General features: G+C 41.7%; 21 protein-coding genes. 13 read left to right on the forward strand and 8 right to left on the reverse strand.

Annotated features, from left to right (window positions below; all coding sequences use genetic code 11):
• Positions 1–251 precede the first annotated feature (251 nt).
• From MsAg5_RS07920 to MsAg5_RS07940, 5 genes are all read left to right on the forward strand, one after another.
• Positions 252–1,682, forward strand: coding sequence for an RNA-binding domain-containing protein (locus MsAg5_RS07920; protein ID WP_338100086.1), 1,431 nt, complete (start codon positions 252–254; stop codon positions 1,680–1,682).
• 172 nt (positions 1,683–1,854) lie between these two features.
• Complete coding sequence (locus MsAg5_RS07925; protein ID WP_338100087.1) at positions 1,855–3,153, forward strand: phenylacetate--CoA ligase family protein; 1,299 nt, start codon at positions 1,855–1,857, stop codon at positions 3,151–3,153.
• A 152-nt stretch (positions 3,154–3,305) separates the two neighbouring features.
• Entirely contained in the window at positions 3,306–3,737 is a 432-nt protein-coding gene (locus MsAg5_RS07930) for an ACT domain-containing protein (RefSeq protein WP_338100088.1), read from the forward strand.
• Between the two features lie 79 nt (positions 3,738–3,816).
• The gene (locus MsAg5_RS07935) at positions 3,817–4,155 is read left to right on the forward strand and encodes a DUF2103 domain-containing protein (protein ID WP_338100089.1); all 339 of its coding nucleotides are present in this window, start codon (positions 3,817–3,819) and stop codon (positions 4,153–4,155) included.
• Positions 4,156–4,217: 62 nt separating this feature from the next.
• On the forward strand, positions 4,218–5,132 hold the full coding sequence (locus tag MsAg5_RS07940) for a methanogenesis marker 12 protein (RefSeq protein WP_338100090.1): 915 nt from the start codon (positions 4,218–4,220) through the stop codon (positions 5,130–5,132).
• A gap of 572 nt (positions 5,133–5,704) precedes the next feature.
• Here the strand turns inward: MsAg5_RS07940 and MsAg5_RS07945 are convergent.
• A complete protein-coding gene (locus MsAg5_RS07945; protein ID WP_338100091.1) occupies positions 5,705–5,947 on the reverse strand; it encodes a hypothetical protein in 243 nt (80 codons plus the stop codon).
• A gap of 241 nt (positions 5,948–6,188) precedes the next feature.
• Between MsAg5_RS07945 and MsAg5_RS07950 the strand changes: the two genes are divergently transcribed.
• From MsAg5_RS07950 to MsAg5_RS07965, 4 genes are all read left to right on the forward strand, one after another.
• A complete protein-coding gene (locus tag MsAg5_RS07950; RefSeq protein ID WP_338100092.1) occupies positions 6,189–6,977 on the forward strand; it encodes an ABC transporter permease in 789 nt (262 codons plus the stop codon).
• On the forward strand, positions 6,978–7,757 hold the full coding sequence (locus tag MsAg5_RS07955; RefSeq protein WP_338100093.1) for an ABC transporter ATP-binding protein: 780 nt from the start codon (positions 6,978–6,980) through the stop codon (positions 7,755–7,757).
• Positions 7,758–8,610: 853 nt separating this feature from the next.
• On the forward strand, positions 8,611–9,006 hold the full coding sequence (locus MsAg5_RS07960) for a DUF1699 family protein (protein WP_338100094.1): 396 nt from the start codon (positions 8,611–8,613) through the stop codon (positions 9,004–9,006).
• A gap of 248 nt (positions 9,007–9,254) precedes the next feature.
• Entirely contained in the window at positions 9,255–9,737 is a 483-nt protein-coding gene (locus tag MsAg5_RS07965) for a hypothetical protein (RefSeq protein ID WP_338100095.1), read from the forward strand.
• Between the two features lie 123 nt (positions 9,738–9,860).
• On the opposite strand, the gene MsAg5_RS07970 is transcribed toward MsAg5_RS07965, so the two are convergent.
• Positions 9,861–10,838 carry a Fic family protein gene (locus MsAg5_RS07970; protein ID WP_338100096.1) on the reverse strand — a complete coding sequence of 326 codons (978 nt, stop codon included), beginning with the start codon at positions 10,836–10,838 and terminating at the stop codon, positions 9,861–9,863.
• Between the two features lie 440 nt (positions 10,839–11,278).
• Between MsAg5_RS07970 and MsAg5_RS07975 the strand changes: the two genes are divergently transcribed.
• Positions 11,279–11,416, forward strand: a complete 138-nt coding sequence (locus MsAg5_RS07975; protein WP_338100097.1) for a hypothetical protein — start codon at positions 11,279–11,281, stop codon at positions 11,414–11,416.
• A 529-nt stretch (positions 11,417–11,945) separates the two neighbouring features.
• On the opposite strand, the gene MsAg5_RS07980 is transcribed toward MsAg5_RS07975, so the two are convergent.
• The 5 genes from MsAg5_RS07980 to MsAg5_RS08000 form a co-directional block, all read right to left on the reverse strand.
• A complete protein-coding gene (locus MsAg5_RS07980) occupies positions 11,946–13,232 on the reverse strand; it encodes a (Fe-S)-binding protein (protein ID WP_338100098.1) in 1,287 nt (428 codons plus the stop codon).
• Positions 13,232–14,068 (reverse strand): respiratory nitrate reductase subunit gamma, encoded by an 837-nt coding sequence (locus MsAg5_RS07985; protein ID WP_338100099.1) that lies wholly within the window; start codon positions 14,066–14,068, stop codon positions 13,232–13,234. The genes MsAg5_RS07980 and MsAg5_RS07985 overlap by 1 nt, the downstream gene beginning before the upstream one ends.
• A gap of 464 nt (positions 14,069–14,532) precedes the next feature.
• Positions 14,533–15,744 (reverse strand): leucine-rich repeat protein, encoded by a 1,212-nt coding sequence (locus MsAg5_RS07990; RefSeq protein WP_338100100.1) that lies wholly within the window; start codon positions 15,742–15,744, stop codon positions 14,533–14,535.
• Positions 15,745–16,005: 261 nt separating this feature from the next.
• Positions 16,006–16,416, reverse strand: coding sequence for a Fic/DOC family protein (locus tag MsAg5_RS07995; RefSeq protein ID WP_338100174.1), 411 nt, complete (start codon positions 16,414–16,416; stop codon positions 16,006–16,008).
• A 182-nt stretch (positions 16,417–16,598) separates the two neighbouring features.
• A complete protein-coding gene (locus MsAg5_RS08000) occupies positions 16,599–16,781 on the reverse strand; it encodes a hypothetical protein (RefSeq protein WP_338100101.1) in 183 nt (60 codons plus the stop codon).
• 117 nt (positions 16,782–16,898) lie between these two features.
• Here MsAg5_RS08000 and MsAg5_RS08005 point away from each other — a divergent pair, with 117 nt between their 5' ends.
• The 3 genes from MsAg5_RS08005 (at position 16,899) to MsAg5_RS08015 (ending at position 19,912) form a co-directional block, all read left to right on the forward strand.
• Positions 16,899–17,840: an RNA methyltransferase gene (locus MsAg5_RS08005; RefSeq protein WP_338100102.1), complete on the forward strand. Its 942-nt coding sequence runs from the start codon at positions 16,899–16,901 to the stop codon at positions 17,838–17,840.
• A 657-nt stretch (positions 17,841–18,497) separates the two neighbouring features.
• Complete coding sequence (locus MsAg5_RS08010; protein ID WP_338100103.1) at positions 18,498–18,989, forward strand: hypothetical protein; 492 nt, start codon at positions 18,498–18,500, stop codon at positions 18,987–18,989.
• Positions 18,990–19,441: 452 nt separating this feature from the next.
• Positions 19,442–19,912, forward strand: coding sequence for a GNAT family N-acetyltransferase (locus MsAg5_RS08015; RefSeq protein WP_338100104.1), 471 nt, complete (start codon positions 19,442–19,444; stop codon positions 19,910–19,912).
• A 92-nt stretch (positions 19,913–20,004) separates the two neighbouring features.
• Here MsAg5_RS08015 and MsAg5_RS08020 read toward each other — a convergent pair whose 3' ends face one another.
• Positions 20,005–20,970 (reverse strand): polyprenyl synthetase family protein, encoded by a 966-nt coding sequence (locus MsAg5_RS08020; protein ID WP_338100105.1) that lies wholly within the window; start codon positions 20,968–20,970, stop codon positions 20,005–20,007.
• Positions 20,971–21,120 lie beyond the last annotated feature (150 nt).

Genomic DNA, 21,120 nt, shown 5'->3' on the forward strand with positions numbered 1-21,120 from the left:
TTTCTCTTTTATTCTTTCATTTATTCTTCCATTTCTTTTTTCATTATTCTTCCCATTTTTATTTCTTATTTCTTTATTCATGAATCGTCCCCACTTCCTCATTCTTTTTCTTTTCACTCTTTGCAGACATGAAATAAAAGGACGTCATTTGTTCGCCGTTTGTTGGATAAGTGATTATAAATAGATATAAGAGATTATAAGAAATATAAGAAATATAAGAACTGAAAACGAATTGAGTGCAGGTGATTCCGATGAAAATGAAAGAAAACGTAACAACCGAATTCAAACAGGAATATTCGGAAGAAATTAAAAAATGCGTTGTAGCATTTGCAAATACGAGCGGCGGCGTTTTGTATGTTGGTATTGACGACAAGGGAAATGCCATCGGGCTTAAAGATTTGGATGAAACGATGCTTCAAGTTTCAAATGCGGTCCGGGATTCCATCAAGCCGGATGTGACGCTTTTTACAAATTATGAAATCGAATCGATCGATGGTGTTGATGTCGTAAAAGTGACAGTCCAAAAGGGAACGGCAAGCCCGTATTATTTGTCAGGAAAGGGAATCCGTCCGGAAGGAATTTTTATCCGTCAGGGCGCTTCCAACGTTCCGGCAACCGACACAGCCATTTTGAAAATGATCAAGGAAACGGACGGCGAAAAATATGAAGACGTCCGTTCCCTTAACCAAAATTTGACATTTTCCGATGCGGAAAAGGAATTTAAGATCCGGAATATTCCTTTTGAAACAACCCAAAAAAAGACGCTCAAACTCATGAATCCGGACGGCATTTATACGAATTTGGGGCTGCTCCTATCAGATCAATGTCCGTTTACCGTCAAAGCGGCTTACTTTCAAGGAACCGAAAAAACCGTATTCAAGAACCGCAAAGAGTTTTCAGGATCTCTTTTCCGGCAGCTGAATGACGTTTATGATTTCATCGATTGGTACAATCAAACGCGTGCTGAAATCCACGGCCTTTACCGCGTCGATAACCGTGATTATCCTGAAGAAGCTGTTCGGGAAGCACTTTTGAACGCGCTGATTCACCGGGATTATTCCGTCAGCGGCACCCATGTTTTTGTCAATATTTACGACGACCGGATTGAAGTGATTTCAATCGGCGGTCTTGCCACCGGAATTTCACAAGACGATATTTTAATGGGCGTTTCCATCTGCCGGAATGAGAACTTAGCAAACGTATTTTACCGGCTCAGCTTGATTGAGGCGTACGGCACCGGTATGATAAAAATAATGAAAAATTACGGAAAATATACGGTCAAACCGATGGTAGAAATCACGAGCAATGTGTTTAAAATTACGCTTCCGAATATGAATATTGAAGCTGAACAAAAAACAGATGCGGAGAAAAAATTGAAAAAGGAATTGAACGTCGCCGAATCCGCCGTCGTCTATAAAATTTCAACCAATTCGAAGGAAAATCCCAAAAAGAATATATTGGAAACAGCTTCGTCTTCGAAAAATATTTCATCCTTTTCGGAACACGAAAGCGTTGTTTTGAAACAGTTTGACAAACAAAAATTAATGACACGGAAAGAAGTCGAAGAAGTTCTTTCGCTGTCGCAGCCGATGGCGGCCATTATTCTTCGAAAAATGGTTGAGAACGGAAAATTACGAAAAGTCGGCAGCGGAAATAAAACAAAATATGAACTGATTCAATAAAACAGATTCAATAAAACAGATTCAATAAAATAAATTAAATAAGACAGATGATTCTTTCCATTAATTTTTTATTCTTTCATGGATTCACTATTCTTCGTATTGATTTATTCACAATAAATTAAAAATCAAAAAAAATTGAACATATCATTCACATAAAGACGGAAGAAAAAACATGGCATATTGGAATCAAGAAATTGAAACAATGGATCCCGCGCGCCTGCGCGCGCTTCAGAGCGAACGGCTGGTTAAACTTGTCCATTACGTTTATGAAAACTCGCCGTTTTACAAGAAGCTCTTTGATGAAAAAGGCATCAAGCCGGACGACATAAAATCAATCGACGATATCCAAAAACTGCCGTTTACCTTCAAAAAAGACTTACGGGACACTTACCCGACCGGTATGTTCTGCGTGAAAAACACGGATTTGGTCCGCATTCACGCGTCATCGGGAACGACCGGAAAACCAATTGTCGTCGGCTACACGCAAAACGACATCGACAACTGGGCGGAATCGCTTGCCCGCGGTTTCACATCGGTCGGCCTGGACCAAGACGATATTCTCCAAGTCAGTTACGGATACGGCCTCTTTACGGGCGGACTCGGCGCGCACTACGGTTCCGAACGAATCGGCGCGACAACCATTCCGACCAGTTCCGGAAACACGGAACGGCAGCTGTCTTTGATGGAAGACTTGGGCGTCACGGCCGTTTTATGCACGCCTTCTTATTTCTCTTATTTGATCGAAGTCGCTGAAAAAGAAGGACGAAGCCTCAAAAATAACAAAAGCCTTCGCGTCGGCATTTTCGGCGCCGAACCGTGGTCGGAATCGCTGCGCCACCGGATTGAAGAACGCTCCGGCATTAAAGCTTACGACGTTTTCGGAACATCCGAACTCAGCGGACCGCTTTTCACGGAATGTCCCGAGCAAAAAGGCATGCACGTTTGGGCGGACATGTTTATTGTTGAAATCTTAAATCCCGATACGATGGAACCGGTCAAAGACGGAGAGACCGGCGAATTGGTCGTCACCACGCTCCTCAAAGAAGCGCTGCCGCTCATCCGCTACCGGATCGGCGATTTGGCGTCGGTGGAAACCGGCGTTTGCCCGTGCGGGCGAACGCACCCGAGATTGATGCGCCTGAAAGGACGGTCGGACGACATGATTATTGTGCGCGGCATCAACGTTTTCCCGGGACAAGTCGAATCGGTTTTGATGAAAATCCCGGAAGTATCGCCGCACTTTATGATCATTATCGAACGAAACGGCGAGCTCGACGACATGACGGTTCAGGTGGAACTCAACGATATGTCGTCGGACAAAGTGGACGATTACAACAAACTCATCGCCCGGATTTCACACGACCTCCGGACGGTTTTGACGCTTTCCGCCTCGATTGAATTGGTCAATCCGGGGACAATTCCGCGTTCGGAAGGAAAAGCAAAACGCGTGATTGATAAACGAAAATTCTGATGAAACAGAAAAATCGAAAGGACTTAAAAACAAATATATGCCATAAAATTATAATTTAAGGTAATACTTTACAATATTTTACAATACCTTACAATACCCTACACACTTTACAATATTTACCGTTGCAAACTTAACCGACAGGATTTGATAAAATGGTCAAAACAATCAAACAGATTTCCTTATTTTCGGAAAACAAACCCGGCCGCTTGGCAAAAGTGGCGGACACCCTGGGCAACGTCGGCATCAACATTCGCGCGTTTACGATTGCTGAGTCGGGCGACTTCGGAATTATCCGGATCGTTGTCGACCACCCGGACGCCGCACACGACGCGCTCAAAAAGGCCGGCTTTACGGTTTCCGAAACCGACGTCCTCGGCATTGAAATTGCCGACCAGCCGGGCGGCCTCCGGGACATTGCCGCCGTTTTGGCGGAAGGAAACATCAACATCGACTACGCCTACGCGTTCATCGGACGCAAACAAAACGCGATTTTAATCGTTCGCGTGACCGATTTGGAAAAAGCGGTCGCGTATTTGAAAGGCAAAAACAACTTGAAACTTTTGGGCATTGAGGATTTGGCTTAAACGCCGTCCTCTCATTTTTCTTTTTTAATCTATTTTACCCGTGTTGTTTTGTTATTTTCTGCCGTTGGGGATGAATATTTTGCCGCAAAGAATGACTTCGGCCGACCGAAACAAAATCGGCGGCATCCACACAACAATTATCGGCGAAAGAACCGGAAAAAAGATTGTTGCATTGGTCGCAAGCCATCCGCGCGTGAAAAAGATTGTTCCCGGCATCATCAAAGTGAAAGGTTCGTCCGGCGGCAGTTTTCGGGCAAAAGTTCTGCGTCCGGACAACCGCGGCAACTTACGTTTACTGCTTTCCCAAGGAACGAGCGTTCAGGAAATCCAACTCGTTACCACGGCGTCAGATCCGCTGTCGGGCGAAATTGTTCTCAACGAACTCAATAAAATGATTGAAAAAGAATTGGCGGAATAATTGGCAGAATGATATAGAATAATGAGCAGAAGAACAAACATCAATAAAAAAAGGAAATTGTCATGGCATTTTTAGGATTTGATCACGGAACTTCTGCGGTCCGTTTTGCGCTTATTCAGGACCAAGGAATCGGAACACTGCTTTTTGAAATTCCGCGTGAAACCGCCGGCGCCATGGAAAAATCAGATCTTCAATTGCTGATTGAACAGAATCTGGGCGCCTGTTTGTCTGAGATCGATCTGGCATGTGTGACTTATTCGATGGGCGACGGCATTTCCGAAATTGTTTCTATTCAAGACGCCCCCAACCGCGGCGTTGTCAGCATCGCGGGAGCCGGCGAAAAAACAGGCGCCGGCACAAAAGTCTTTGACATCATCCGGGAATCCGGATGCAAAGCGGTGGTTCTTCCCGGCCTGCATCAAAAAAGTCCGACGGATTCGAGAATGGCGTTTTTTTCCCATCAAGCCAGTCCCGAAAAAATCGGCATCGCCTATCACGCTTACAAATCCGGCTACAAAAATTTCATTTTGTCCGACATCGGATCCAACACCGTCACGATGGCGGTCGCCTATCCCAAAATTTTGGGCGCGATTGACGCCTGCATTTTTGCCCCCGGAACGCGCCACGGACCCTTGGATGTGGCTGCAATCCGAAAAATCGACGCCAAAGAAATGTCCGCCAATGAAGCGTTTTCGACTGCCGGAGCCAAAGATAGAACGGACGTCATCGCCCTTTTCGCCGCCATGGAAATTTCAGCGCTGGACGTGCTGATGAAAGATTACGATGCGGCCGAATACGATATTTTGATTTCCGGAACCGGCGCGGAAAAAAGAGAAATCTTCAAATCCGTCACAGAACTTCTGCACCGTCCGGCGGAATCGCTCGGAAAGTGGGCGGCTGCCATCGGCTGTGCAGAAATTGCGAAGGATATCGCCGAAGGGGAACGGTCCATTTTCGGGATCAATGTCCGGATTTGAGAAGTTGCCGTTATTCAAACTCATCAATTCATATCTCAGTTTTTTGTTTTGAACTCGAGCAAACCAATCCGCAAATGTTTTTTCAAAATCAAGCAAACCAACCCGCAAAATCAGACGCTTTGCGTCTGTATTTTGCGGATTCCGATCAGTAAGATATATTCCAACTTACAGTAACAGATACGCGTGCAGTTGACTGTTTTAAATTTCAATTTGCATCTGCAGTTAACTATTTTTAGATTTCAGTTTGCACCTATTGTTTCTGACAATACAGTTGTTTCTTGGTCTGATTTGCATCTTCTGTTGCTATTCCCAATCCCATTTCATCGGATTCCGAGAAAATCAAACGCAAAGCGTTTGATTTTTCGGGGCGGCTTGCTTGATATTTTTAATAAGCCAGACCTTGATTTCTAAAAACGTGAAAAAAAAAGTGTCGCCATAACGCGCGCGCACGCTGCCCGCCAAAAAAGCAAAACAAATAAAGAAGGCGGAAAGAGAAAAAAAGAAAAAAAGAGATAATGAAATCTGACCCCGTTTTTAAAAATAAGAATAATAAATAAAAAATAAGAGAGGGATTAATTTTCGGTTTTCGCCTTGTTGACGAAAGTCATTAAAGCCGGTCCGACGGCAACAAAGACAACGCACCAAATGACGGCCCAAAAGGCGCCGAGAACGGCGTAACTGATGCTGCCGTACTCCAAACTGAACACACAGCCGGCGGCTAAAATCAAAACGCCTAAAAATGCCCATAAGCGTTTCGGATGGTTGGCGGCGTATTCGTCCGCTTTTTGATTAAAAGTTGAAAAATGAAGATCCATTGAATTCCTCAAGTGTTTTAGTTGATAATTATAACAATAGTTTACGGGCAAATGAAGGTTCATATTTATATATTTTTCTTTTTTTCATTTTTTCATTTTTTGTTTTATTTTGTTTACTTTTTCCATTTTCGTTCAATTTTATGCCGCCGGCGGAAAGAAAGGATGAAAAATGTCCGAATAAATTTAATTTTTTAAATAAAACGCTCAGGATTATAAATGATGAGCGTGTTTACAGGGGTGTATGACAAACCGTTTTATCAAAAAAATAAAATCGAAGAACATCGAGATTTTATCTGTCGTCACCGTGATCGTCATTTGGGAGCTTGTGGCGGATTTCATTGTCAAAAATCCGTTTTATATGCCCAGTTTTCACAGCGTCGTCCTCGCGTTCATCAACGTGGTCCAAAGCGGATCACTCTTTTCGGATACCGGAATCAGTTTGTACCACTTCGCCTACGGTTTCATCGCGGCGCTGATTGTCGGCATTCCGGTCGGCATTTTGATGGGCTGGTTCCCGAAAGCCAACCGGGCGCTTTCCCCCATTATTGAAATATTGCGTCCGATCCCGCCGCTGGCCTGGATTCCGTTCGCCATCATCTGGCTCAAATTGACGCACACGGCCGCCGCGTTTATTATATTTTTAGGAATGGTCTTTCCAATCATCTTAAACACATATTCCGGGTTCAAAAATGTCCCGAAAGTGTATGTCGAAGCCGCTAAAGTTCTCGGCTGTACCGAAAATAATAAATTAATCCGATACGTTGCGCTTCCGGCCGCTTCGCCGTCGATTCTGTCCGGCATTCGGGTGGCCATGGGCGTCGGCTGGATGTGTTTGGCCGCTTCAGAAATGTTCGGCGTCAGCGATTCCGGTATCGGATACAAGATTTGGTTCTATTACGGCATCCAAAGAATGGATTACGTCGTCGTTTATATGCTCATTTTGGGTATGGTCGGCCTCTTGCTGGACTTCTTGTTCCGGCGCTTCGTTCAAGACCGCATTCTGAAATGGCAAAAAGGAACGGTGATTTAAATGGCCGGCTTAAAAATTGAAAATTTGGAAAAGAAATTTGTCAAAAAGGGAAAAGGCAAAGAAGAGGATTCATTTGTCTTGGCCATCCAAGATATCGACCTCAATGTCAAAGACGGCGAGTTCGTGACGATTCTGGGGCCTTCCGGCTGCGGAAAAACAACACTTCTTCGGATCATCGCCGGTCTTGAAACTTATTCGGACGGAAACATAATTCTCAACGGCGAAAAAATCACGGGACCGAGCCCGAAACGCGGCATGGTTTTTCAGGAATATTCGCTTTTCCCCTGGAAAACAGTGATTGAAAACGTGATGTTCGGACCGCTGATGCAAGGCGCCTCGAAAGAAGAAGCCAAACAAAAGGCGATTCCATACATTGATTTGGTCGGCCTCGCAGATTTCATGAACAGTTACCCGTATGAACTTTCCGGCGGCATGAAGCAGCGCGTCGCTATTGCCCGCGCGCTGGCCAACGAGCCGGACATCATTTTGATGGACGAACCGTTCGGCGCCCTTGACGCGCAAACCCGAAACAACCTGCAAAAGGAACTCTTGCGCATTTGGCAGGAAGAAAAAAGAACCATCATTTTCGTGACGCACAGCGTTGACGAAGCGGTATTTTTGTCTGACCGGATCATTATTTTGACCGGACGCCCCGGAACCGTCAAAAAAGAAATCCCAATCAACATCCCGCGTCCGAGAGACCGGACCCGTCCGGAAGAAAACGCTATCCGAAACGAGGTTCTGCAATTGCTGGACAGCGCCCGGTGCGCCATTGATTAATGGCGCCCGCCTGTTTTTGAACAGAAGGTACCGGAAAAATGTTTCATAACCGTCATGCGCGAACCGTATTTGACCGGTTTTGCCGAACCTCGTTGATCCGGCTATTTATTTTGATTTATATCATCGAGTCAATCCCATAGTTTTAACCGATTCTTATTTTATTTTATAATAAATCAAATTTATAATGAATCGACTCTTATTTTACAACCGATTTTAAAAAATCTCATTACCGTTGCACATTTTTTGCGCGCGTTTCATTACTGCCGCACATTTTCAACAGCTGTTGACAGTATAATACAATATTATTCCAAAGATCGGACATTTTTCGGGCATTTTGATAACATTGTTTATTTCATGATTTTTGATCAAAATGCCAAAACATGTTTTAAAAACGCAAGGGGTCAAATCACCCCTTGTAGCTTTTGAAATATAATTTTTTGAAAATATTGATAAAAACAATTAAATAATAATATATCTTATTAAATCATGTGTGTCTGAAATTTATTTGAAAAAAATCGAATAAAAGACAATAGACAACAAAAAATGTGTCAAAAGAAGGAAGGAATCAATAACGAACGAAATGATTTCCGAAATTGTTTAAAACACAAGAAAAGACGGGATATTTGACAAAAAATTTGTAAATCTCGTAAAATGTTTATAATTTCAACAAAACATTTGTATTTTAAACAAAACATTTAATACACCTTCTTTCAGTATACATATTTAGTTAGCATTGATGTATAATTTAATACTGTTCCGGTAAAGAATTATTCAAAAATGCTTGTATAAAAAAACAGAATACCAAAAACAATTTGGGATAAGTGATTATTCCAAAAAAAGGTAGGGGAAAAAAATGAAAATCAGAGTTGTTAGTTCAAAAGAAGAAATCGAAACACTGAAATCATCCGATGAAGTGATTCACCTTGCATTCAGACCGTCCAACAAGGACATTTTCAACTTGGTCTTAGCATGCCCGAACATCAAAGCCATCCATATCCCGAGTTCCTACAAGAAAACCTTGTCCGAGTCTGTCCAAATGTATTTGGCTATGCAAAACATCGCCCTTCTGGAAGGAGATGTCTGGGGCCACAGAAAGGATATCAACGAATATTCTGAAGTCTCTCAGCATGTTTTAGACAGAATTGACGAGTTAAAAGCGGAAAAAATGTCCACCGACGACATCGTTTCGCTGGTCACAAAAGAAACAAAATTGAGCGAAGACTTCATCCGCTTTATTGTGGAGTCCTAAGCGTTTATCATTCAATTTTTCAATTCAACCAAATTATATTGTCTGAAGCTGAATTTATTTCACTTCGACATTTTTATTTTCCTAAAGCGATGCCTGTGAATTGAAAATATTGTTTTTTGAATATTTTTTCTTTCATCGAAATACTTTTCTGCAGAATATTTCTTATTGAACACATTCTCTCGCATTCTTGCGAATACTTTCTCCCCGCTTGGTAAAACCTGATATATCTTTGAGCCGTTGACTGTTTGATGACAGAATTTGAAAGAGATCTGGTTCATTCCTTCAACGAATATTTCCAAGAGAAGAATATTCGCGGAATTTCCTACCGGCTCAAACAGCACCGTTTTACCAGCCAATTTTTAGACGTTCTCGTCGATTCCCTCAACCCGGATTATTACCTGGGCATCGAATGCAAAAGCATCTCCGTTGAGAAAGGAACAAAGGCGCTTTACTTTACCCAGCACTTTACAACGGACAAGAAAGGCGTTCATCAAATCGAGCGGATCTCCGATTTCTTAAAATGTTCCGGACGGCGGGGTTATTTGGCCGTGGAACTCCGGTACGGCGCCGGACGCGCCCGCGAGGCGTACGCGATTCCCTGGAAAGACATTTCCGAACGCTTCAATTCCGAATCTTTAAAATTCACCATCGAAGAAATCGCGTCTTACCCATCCATTCTGCGCGGAAAAAGCGATTATCACGTTGAAGCCGACGTGTGGGGCGTTGATTGAAAAATAATAAATAAGAAAACGCCGGCCATCTCTTTATTTCTTATCGTGTTATTTTTTATCCTTAATGTTTTTTACATTTTTATTTTTTATCTTTTTGTTTTTATCTTTTTATTTTTTATCTATTTATCTTGTTTTCAGCCGATCAAATTCCGTTTCAATTTTTGATAAACGAATTTGATAAAGCCGGCTGAAAATTTCAATCATTTCCTTGTATTCTGAATTATTTCCAAACTGCAGCGCTTTGATGTAATCAGCCCGATCTTCATTTCTTAAAATTAGATCCGGATATCCTTCTTTTTTCAGCAAATAATTAACGAGTTCCCGTCCGACACGTCCGTTCCCGTCAACAAATGGATGAATCATTTCAAATTCATAATGAAATTGAATAATTTGCTCAAACGGATATTTGCCGGCATCAATATTTTGATAATATTTAGAAATAGCCGCCTCTAACTCTTCTTCAACCAATTCGGGTGGCGTCAGTTGAAAATCGCAGCCGGAAATACCAATGTTGCCGATTTGGCGAAATTGTCCCGGATTGTCAAGAATATTTTCCATCACCAGAAGATGCAATTTTTTAACAAAAGCTGAATCAATCCGTTTCGTATGGGAACGGGTAAACAATCTGACTTTTTTATAATTCTGAACTTCAAAGATTTCCCGTAAACTCTTTTGAGCCGGCTGAATGGATTTTTCAATCAAATCGCTGACTTCTTGCTTATTCAGCGTATTTCCCTCAATTGACGTCGTCCCGTGAATATAGTTGATTTCATTAAACTGATGATAAGCGGCAGCTTCGTCCGCGGAAATATTTTTAAAAAAAGTTTCGTAAAGAAACTTTTTATATTCAAGAGGTAAAACGTCTTCCGGGATTAAATAATCGAAATGAAAATAGCTGAGGCTCATGGATGCTTTTTTAGCAATAATTTTTTTCTCAAATTCGGCGTCAAAGATAATTCGATCCGGAAAATCGACTCTTTTTCGAACTTTTGACTTCTGATCTTTGAACTGAATATCTTTAATCAAATAATATCGATATTCGCCCGGTTTCGATTCTTGACCGGCTTGAACCTTTTCAACCCGATAAAATTTGGAGTCCATAAGCAAAAAAAGTCGGGGTTTTATTTAAATTTGTCGAAACCCCCGACTTTTTTATAATTTTGTACAGTTTGAATAATCGTGATATTTGACCATCCGGCAGAAGAAGAAATCGACGTACATTGATTTCGTCTAAACGAATAGATTAAGACGATAATATATAATCAAAAAGATTTAAATATAATACATCCCTTTTATATCAAACTTTGAATAAAGAGATTTAACAAATCTAAATAAAATTGATAAATCTATATAGATTATATCGAGAACATATATATTTGTTGAAATCTTTTATTCGAATTGTCAGAAACCAAAGAAAACTGTTTGTTGGGAAACAGATTGGTCGACAAACGCAAAGGCCAAAATCGGCACTTCATTCGTGAAAAACAATGAAACCGATTGAAATAAACCGTTCGTCAAAGAACAAGAAAAAAGGTGATAACATGTTTGACGAAAGTTTCTTTGATGTCGACGGCGATGAAGAACTCGAAAAGTTCGAAAGCCCAAAAACCGACACAAGCGTCAAAAACCTCCCGCATTACACATTTGATGTGAATAAATATGTGCGGGTTATGAAATAAAAGAAAATGGCGGAAAAACCGCCTCTTTTTATTTCATTTCTTTTTTACAATAATTTTGGCAGCTGAGTGGTATCTATTTTAAAAATACTGAGTTGCGCTTTCAGTTTACTGTTTTTAAATTTCAACTTGCACCTACTGTTCACTATTTTTAAATTTCAATTTGCACCCACGGGTGACTGTTTTTAGGTTTCGATTTGCACCTGCTGTTTCTGAAAATACAGTTGTTTTCTGGTCCGGTTTGCATCTACTGTTTTCTAACAATACAGTTGTTTCTTGTTCCGTTTTGCATTCGTTGCTGCTGTACCAATCCCATTTCATCGGATTCCGATAAAACAGACGCGAAACGCGTCTGTTTTATCGGGAGGGCTTGCTTGACATCTTCAAAAATCAACCCACCGTTTTCGAAGACTCAAACGAAATGTGTCGCCATAACGCGCGCGCAGACCGCTCGCTAAAGAAAAAAAACACAAAAAAAGAAAAGAAAAAATCTCGGAAAATCCGAGATTTAATGAATTTATTTGAGAACAGTTTACTCTTTCGACGGGCTGAGACCAAGGGCACGGGCGCTGATTTCGACGATATCTTCAATGATGACATCGGCTTTTTCGTCGCCGGCTTGTTTCAAAGCGTCGCGGCCATCGGACAAGTTTCTCTTACAGAACGGGCAGGCTTGTGCGAAGACGTTGGTTTGCGTCTTTTCTTCCGGATAGAGAACTTCTTCCGCGTCGCCGACTCGGAGTTTTGCAATGGAGAGCGCGAGTTCGGGCATACCGGCTTTGACACCGCCGCCGGCGCCGCAGCATCTCTGGTAGGATTTGCAGCGTTCCATTTCGACGTATTCCATGCCGGGCATGCTTTGAATGACTTTTCTCGGCTCATCGTAAACGCCGACGTGGCGTCCCAAGTGGCACGGGTCGTGGAAAGTGACTTTTTTGTCTTCTCCAAACGGCTTTTGAACCCATTCCACTTCTCCGGCGTCAATCTTTTCGGCCAGGAATTGGGTGACGTGCATCACTTTAAAGGGCACTTCTTCGCCGGTGAGTCTCGGCCAGTCCACAAGGGAGGCACGGAAACAGCCGGAGCAAGCGTACAAGACGATTTTGGCGCCTTTGGCTTTGATGTTGTTCACGTTGGTTTCGGCGAGTCTTTTGGCGAGGTTGTCCTCTTTGTAATACTGTCCGGTTCTGATCAAAACGGAACCGCAACAGCATTCTTCTTCACCGAGCGTACAGAATTCAACGCCGAGTTTGTTTAAAACACGAGCGGTTGAAACGGCGAGGTTGGTTTGTTTCATGCCGGCCGTGCAGCCCATGAAATAAAGAACATCGGCTTTGTCCGCGATCTTAACGTCGCTCGGAATCCAAACCAAGCGGTTTTCTTTGGGTTCGTTGTAAGAGTTTTTGGTGTCGTTGATGATCTTGGGCATGGTGCCTTGCTTGCCGTACGGACCGATACCGCGTTTCACGAGGTTGGCGCGCATGGCTTCCCAAAGTTCGACGGTGTTGATACCGGATTCACAAACAGTGGCGCAGATACCGCAGGTGGTACAGCCGTGAACGTCGTCTTTGAAGGAGACGAGTTCTTCTTGGGTGATTTCTTTCGGACCGAAGAGGGTCGCGGAAATACCGTAAGAGCGGTCGACAAAGCGTTTCCAGCGGTAGATTTTGTCGCGCGGGGAAAGACCCGGTAAGTTGCCGGAGCCTTCATAAGTCGGACACCATTCGGCGCATTCGCCGCAGCGCATGCAGCCGTCGAGTTCCATTGTTTGGACCATGGTGATGTTTTTCAGGTCTAAGTCAGGTTGTCTTCTTGCCATTATTTTTCGCCTCCTTTGTTCACGAGAATCGTGAGCGGCGAGGTAATCATGTGGATGTATTTGCTGTACGGGATGAACGCAAGACCGACGAAGAGCGCCAAAATGCTGTGGGTCAAAGCCAGTTCTTTCACATAGGTGTTAAAGAACATCATGCCGCCAAGCGTCCAGATTTCGTAGTCGTAGAAAATGGCGTCAATGCCGGTGAACGCGGAGGCGCCCATGACGATGTAGCGGCCGGCGTGTGCGACGAAACCGGTAATCACGACGATCAACAATGTAATCAGCAAAACAGAGTCGTAAGAGTTGGTGTTTTGGCGGACTTTCGGGATGAAGAGTCTGCGGACGACGGCGATCAAAACGCCGATCAAAAGCATGTAACCGAGAATTTGGTTCGGGAACTGAAGCATGGTTCTGAACGCTTCAATGTCAAAGTGAACGCCGGCCATGTGTGTGAGTTCGGCGGCGAACATGAGACCGGAAAGTGCGAAAAGGCCCATCCAGCCGATGAAAATAAGCATGTGCATGAACCAGCGGCCTTTGCTGGCGCGGAAGGTTCTTCTTTGGAGACAGACGTCCAAAATGAGGGATTTCCAGAAGGATTGTCCGTGGTGGACGCCTTCATGAGATGTTAATTGTTTCCAATACGCTTTAATGAACGCGATGATGCTGCCCGATTTTCCTTCTTCCGGTTCAAGACCGTATGAAACGACGCCTCTGGACCATTTTTTGAGATCCAAATAGAGACCGAAGATCAAAAGAAGAATCGCAATGGCGCAAACACTCATCATGACGACGAATGTTAATGAAACACCCGCAATACCTGAAAAGTAATCCATTATTTATTTCTCCATTTATTTTTGAAAAGCAAATAAACCGTTAACGAAATTCGTTTTTGAATAAATTGTACAAATATAACAGCGGCCTGCTCAAATGAATTTGTTATGATTGATCATTTGAATCCGGCGCATTGAGAATTTAAAAGTTCTATCTACAACGTCTACTCTTCCCGATTTAATGAAAGAGAAAAGATTGACCGAAAAACAGCCAACGGATAGAAGTTGTATCTCCTTTGTACCGATTATATTTAAACATTATCTTCAAAAATGACGGGCTTGAACCGAAAAATAAGCTGTCCCGGAAACAATATTATAATATTTAAGAAATATAACAAAACAAAAGGGCAGACCGACTTGTCAAAATTCAATGAACATAAATGACAATCAATGACAAAAACGTGATAATTTAAAAAAACAAAAAAAAAAAAAAATGTTTGATGAAAAACATCAAACGATGTTTAATTTTAAATGGGTTGTTTTGAGCCGGTGTAAGATGCCCAGGAATCAGCATATTCCGGATGATAATAAACAACGACACTCGGAGAATTGGAAAACACACTATCCGGATCCCATGTTGTCGGCTGCGGACCTAAAAATTCAACACGTTCTAGATTTTGACAGTTGGCAAATGCCAAATCTCCAATGATTGTCACCTTCTCCGGAATGACAACTTCATCAATCGCTGTTCTGATAAATGCCGAGCTGCCGATTGTTGTAAGATGGCTGTCGCTTTCAAATGTAAGCGTTGTCAATTGTTGGCAGTCTGAAAACGCTCCCGCCCCATATTCTCCGGACTCTATTGATTCAACGCCTCGAGGAATTGTTAAAGAGGTAATATCGCATCCGGAAAAAGATGTCCCTTCGATTTTTGTTAAATTGGAAGGAAGAGTGATTGATGTCAAATCGCGGAGATAAAAAGCATATGGTCCGATATACGCCACAGAATTCGGAATCTCAACTGCTGTCAAATCCGATGAAAAAAGACGATCTGCCATAACACCGGTACCGTTGCAAAGACTTGTCAAGATACGTTCATCCAAATATTGAGGTAAATAAACGCTGAAAGGAGTTGACGGCGGAGCAACGTGTCCGTGAACTTCAATCGTTGAATCTGTTAAATTGGTGACATTTAAGTTGAGTTCCGCACTGTTTCCACACATAACAGCATAAAGTGTCGTATCCCCCGTTAACGTAAATGTATAAAACTCGCTTGTGCTAATCGCATCATCGCCGAAATTATCGTCATCCACCCATTTCATAAATTTATATCCTGGAGAGACCGGCGTTGCCGTCACCGTCACCTCGTCGCCGATATTGAAAGTTCCGCTGCCGTCAATTGTTCCGTAATGGTCGTCGACGCCGTTCAGATATTTCACGGTCACCGTTGCCTGAAGAACAGAAGGCGTCGGCGTTCCGCCGCTGCCGCCACCGCCTGTTGAATTATTCGCGATGATGGGGGAAGGCGTTTGAGGCGGTTCATTTGCCGGCGGCAATTCAAATCCGGCGGCCGATTCCGACGGATTGGCAACAGAACAGTTTGTACAAAGATCATCTTGGTTTTGGCTTGAAAAATAGATATAAAAAACAGAAACAGAAAGAGCCAAAATTAAAAGAGCCAGAAGGACCAAAACGATTCCGGAATTTTTTTTGTTGTTGATTTGAGATTTTTCAGACATGAGTTCACCCGGATAAAAAATAAAATTTTTAAAAAATCGAGCGGCAAATATTTAAAAAGATATTAAATAAATGTTCTTGAGTAATACATATGTGTCCGAAATATTACGAAAGATATATAATATAAATTTTAAAATAAGTATTATTGACAAGTAAAAAAATGATGAGAGAATAGAATGATATAAATCATTAAAAAAAGAAAACAAATTAAAACGTAATGAAAAAAGAAAACAGATTAAAACGTAATGAAAAAAGAAAATAAATTAAACTTTTTGAACCATCTTTTCAAGTAAAAAACGTAATGGCTCATAATTTTTATTAAAAGAGGCGATGTCCGCTTCTAATAAATCGTCTTTATCAACCGCTGCAAAATTCAAATTATACCCCACACGTCTTGCTAATTCCTGAAAGAAAATACGTTGAACACGCCCATTCCCATCCCGAAAAGGATGCAAGGCATTTATTTCACCCATATAATAAGCACAACGCCCAATAAATGTTTCATATTCCATATTTTGAAGATAATTTTCAGATTTTAATTCATTAAAAACCGTATCCGCATAAACATGAATGAAATCGGCTCTGCAAAAAATAGATTCACCTTTAATTAAGAACTGGCAATTTCGAATTTCGCCGACCCATGTATAAATATCTTCAAACAAATATTTATGGATTTTTTACAGATATCTTAAATCAAATTTGTCTTTAAAAGGAGTTTTTTGAAGCTGAGCCAACTTAACATAGGTGATTTCAGACTCAATTTCCTGAAGGTGACCAAGATCTGTGATATTAAACTTGTTCATTAAAACCGTCGAATCAGGATAACAATAAGGGTCACCGCTTTTCGTAGAATATTTCATATCTCAGATGCATAGCCTTTGGCTTTTTGTTTACATGAATTGACATAATCATTTATATCAAGTTCACCGGTCAATATTTTTCGGCCTTGTGCTTCCAATTCTTTTGAAATGGTAAACCCTTCGATTTCCATTATTTTCTTAGAATTGGATAATATTTGGCTGATTTCATTTTCATCCATAAATATCTCTGCTGTGAATTGTTTAGTATAAAATCCCGTTCCATAATATATATAACTATTCAAAAGAGAAATGATAAACAAAAACATCAAATAACAGTATCCTCTTTTTTCTTAATTATGCAAGACCCGACCCTTTCTTCTTTTTCGAAAAATATGACCGACGCGGATTTGAACGGTTCCGAGAAAAACGAACCGGCAGGCATTTCGGACTCGGCTGTTGACGCGCCGGAAAAAGACGCCGGTTCGTCTTCGTCGCCGCTTCCGAAAATTCGCGTCGTTTTGGTCGAACCGCTTTACCAGGGAAACGTCGGGTCGGTTTGCCGCGTGATGAAAAACTTCGGATTTTGTGAACTATTTTTAGTGAATCCATGCGCGCTTGAAGGCGAAGCGCGCGCCATGTCGTCGCACGCCATTGATGTGCTGCAAAACGCGCAGCTCTGCGCGACGGTTGAAGAAGCGGTTTTGGGCTGCGATGTCGTGATCGGCACAACCGGATCGCGCGCTTTTAAAAAATGCGACCACATCCGAACGCCGGCTTATTCGCCGCAGGCGCTCAAGGAAAGAATGAATACATACCACCCGGACACGAAATTTGCCGTATTGTTCGGCCGGGAAGATACAGGATTCACAAACGAGGAACTGTCTTATTGTTCCATGATCGCGACCGTTCCGACGTCGCACATTTATCCGGTGATGAATTTGTCACACGCCGTCGGCCTGATGATGTACGAACTGTCGGGCGCGAAGATGACGGGCGAGGTTAAAACCGTCGATTGGAACAGTTTTGAAGCGTTGTGCGGCCATTTTGAAGACATGCTCAAAGATATTGAATTCACGCCGCACAAACAGGATAAAATGGCGCTGATGATGCGCCGCATTTTCGGACGCGCCGATTTGACGCCGTGCGAAGCGCAAACGCTGCGCGGCATTTTCCGGGTGGTTCAATACCACGCCAAAAAAGGAAAGGGGGAATACGTCGGCAAGCTCAAACTCGATATTGAAAATCAATTCGAGAAAGAAGAGCTGACATTTTTCTATGAAAACGAAATGGAAGAATGAAAATAAAAACAAAATATCAAAAAAACAAATAAAAACAAAATATCAAAAAAACAAATAAAAATAATAACAAAACAGCAGCGGAAATAACATCAAAACAACACCGCAAATAATGAAAATAAAAACAAAAAATAAAACGAGATCGGATACTTGTGTGCGGCGGGCAAAGGTTTCGACCATCTGCAAACAATAGTTCCTTTTAAAAAGGCGGATGACAACCATACAAACAGTCATTTCGTTTTGTCGCCCGTCACACATGTTTTAATTTGGAATGGAAGTATAAAGAACTATTGTCAACCACAAAATCCTATGAGCAGAGAAAAACACCTAAATAGTAAAAATTACAATTAGGATATAAAGTTGATAAAAAATACATATTTTAGATATTATCATGATTATAAATTTAAAAACGGAAATAATCATATGAATCTAAGATATTTTTGAGGCATCAACACAAAAACGGTCGGATCACAAAAAAGGATGACACAAAAACAAAAACCAACAAAAAGCAAATTGATAAAGTTTTTGAGGACCCTGAAATTTTGAATTTTTGGAAGTAAAAAGGTTATTAGTTGCAATGGTTGGACAAATCAAATATAAAAAACAATTAATATAATAATTGATATTTATATAACAATTAAAAAGAGTTGATTTTGTCTGATGGAAAATGAAAAGATAAACAATAAAAAAACGCCGGTTTCAATATCGATTAGTGAAGACCTGCTGGCAAAGGTGAACCAATTAGTGGAAACGGAAGATTTTGCGTCCATTTCGGATATTGTCTTTACGTCGTTATGTTCATTCTTCGGGAAAATTGCTGTTTACGAAAACGACCCCGAATTTGAATATAAGATGCTGTTGGCCGCCTCCAAAGAAGACCGGTCTCCTAAAAAGCAGATTTCGGTTTCATTGAACCGGTACCTGATTAAGGAATTGAAGTTTTTATCCCAGATTTTGGAAAAAAACCAATCCTTCATCATCCGAATTGCAATTGTCGATTATATGGAAAGTTACACAACCACCCGAAAACTGCGTGAAAACACGCTCCAGGAAAACATCAAATCGAAGTCGGAAAAGCTGGTTTTGATTTCAGAAAAAGACTTGGAAAAAAGCATTCGGGAAATCATTGAAAAAATGTACAAAAAACAATAACAGTCGAGTTAACGATTCTAAAAAAATTAAACCAAAGATTTCAATTTGAAGAGGTCGGACTTCAAATTGACTCATTCTTTTTCACGTATCTCTTCAGCCTACAGCCCTTGTTTTTTCACGGTTTTCGCGTTTACCGATTTCATTTATTTTTGAAATTCAGATTCTCGTCCACGAATTCACTTTGTTATCATCATTTCTCATCAATTTCATTTATTCACCAATTTTACTCATTCACCAATTTCACTCATTCACCAATTTCACTCATTCACCAATTTCACTCATTCACCAATTTCACTCATTCACCAATTTCACTCATTCACCAATTTCACTCATTCACCAATTTCACTCATTTCACCATTTTTACAATTTTAAATGAAATCATTCATTGATGAAAACAAATTCATTCAAATAGAATCCACACAAAATATACATAAAATAACTCTAACAGGAGGGTGTTTACAATAGAAGCGAACATTCACTATGTATTGGGGAAAGAAGATTTATTGGACAATGTTAAAACCTTGTGGGAAGAACTCAATAAATTACATTCTGATAAATCCCCTTATTATAAGGATTTTTATGCCAACAATACTTTTGAAGCCAGAAAAACAACTTTGCTCTCAACGGCTCAAAAAGGTCAGGTGTGTGTTGTGTTGGCCTATGACGCGTCTCTTGTTGTTGGTTACTGTATCGCAAGCGTCGTTGATGACACCGGAGAAATTGACTCAATTTTTGTTTCCGGCGATTATCGCAAAATGGGCATAGCCGGCAACCTCATGGACAAGGTATTGAGTTGGCTTAAGCAGAGCAATCCTAGGAAAATAGTTATCAAAGTAAGTGTCGGCAACGAAGAAGTTTTTGGATTCTATGCTAAGTATGGATTTTATCCCTGCTTAACGGAACTGCAGATGCTTCCTGATTAATATAAGTTAACTCGTACACCAAGGCTGATAGATGAATAAAAAACGAGAACGCAGCCATTGGAAAAAAGGCGAAATAAAAAAAGGAACCGGAATCAGAAATTCCGGTAAAGCATGTAATCGGCAATGTCCGACAAAACCTGTTTGGCTTTGCTGTCGGGCAGAATATCCAGTTTGGATTTACCTTCTTCCACATAAGAAACCGCTAAGTTTTTCACGTAATCCAAAGAGCCGGATTTCGTCAAAACGTCGATGGCTTCCTGAATTTCTTCCGGCGTCGCGTCGCCTTTGCCGAACGCTTTCGGTTTAGCGCCGTGTTCCAGCGCGTGAATCATCAAAAGTGTGCGTTTGCCTTCCACGATGTCGCTGCCTTGCCGTTTTCCGAGAACGTCGGATGACATCGTCAAATCCAAAACGTCGTCGTAAATTTGGAAACCCAGACCGGTCAAACGTCCAAAATCGTAAAGCGCTTGGCCTGTTTTTTCATCCGCGTTGCCGATCACAGCGCCGATTTGTGCGGCGGCGCCGAAGAGAACGGCGGTTTTTTTCTCAATCATTTCCAAGTATTCTTCTTTGGAAACCGAGTCGCGGTTTTCGAAATCAATGTCCAGCCACTGGCCTTCGCAGACTTCCACGCATGTTTTCACCAAAATATTGGCGGCTTTTAAAAGCTGTTTCGGCTCGGCGTCCGATTCCGTAATGATCTCAATCGCCTTGGAATAAAGCGTGTCGCCCGCCAGAATACCGCCGGCTTGTCCCCAAATTGTGTGAACCGCCGGAAGACCGCGGCGCACCGGATCGTTATCCATAATATCGTCATGAACCAGCGTAAACGTGTGCATCAGTTCAACCGCCACCGCTGCCGGAACGGCCGCGTCGGTGTTTCCGCCGACCGCTTCGTTCGCCGCCAGCAATACCGCCGGACGGAGACGTTTGCCGCCGGCTTTCACAATGTGGCGGGACGCTTCATACAAACCGGCCGGTTCTTTGACCGGCAGAAGCGTGTCAATCGCTTTGTCCACCGGAACAGATCTGTTTTTAATTTCATCAATAACCGTCATCGTCAAACACCAAAAATCCGTATTTTAGATTTAGATTCAAAAAACAATTCAAAATATAAAATGAATAAAAAATGAATGAACTGAATGAATTTAATAAATATATGAACTGAATGAATTTAATAAATAAAATAATTAAATTAAAATGAAAAA

This window comes from Methanolapillus africanus (assembly GCF_032714475.1).
Taxonomy (GTDB): Archaea; Halobacteriota; Methanosarcinia; order Methanosarcinales; family Methanosarcinaceae; genus Methanolapillus; species Methanolapillus africanus.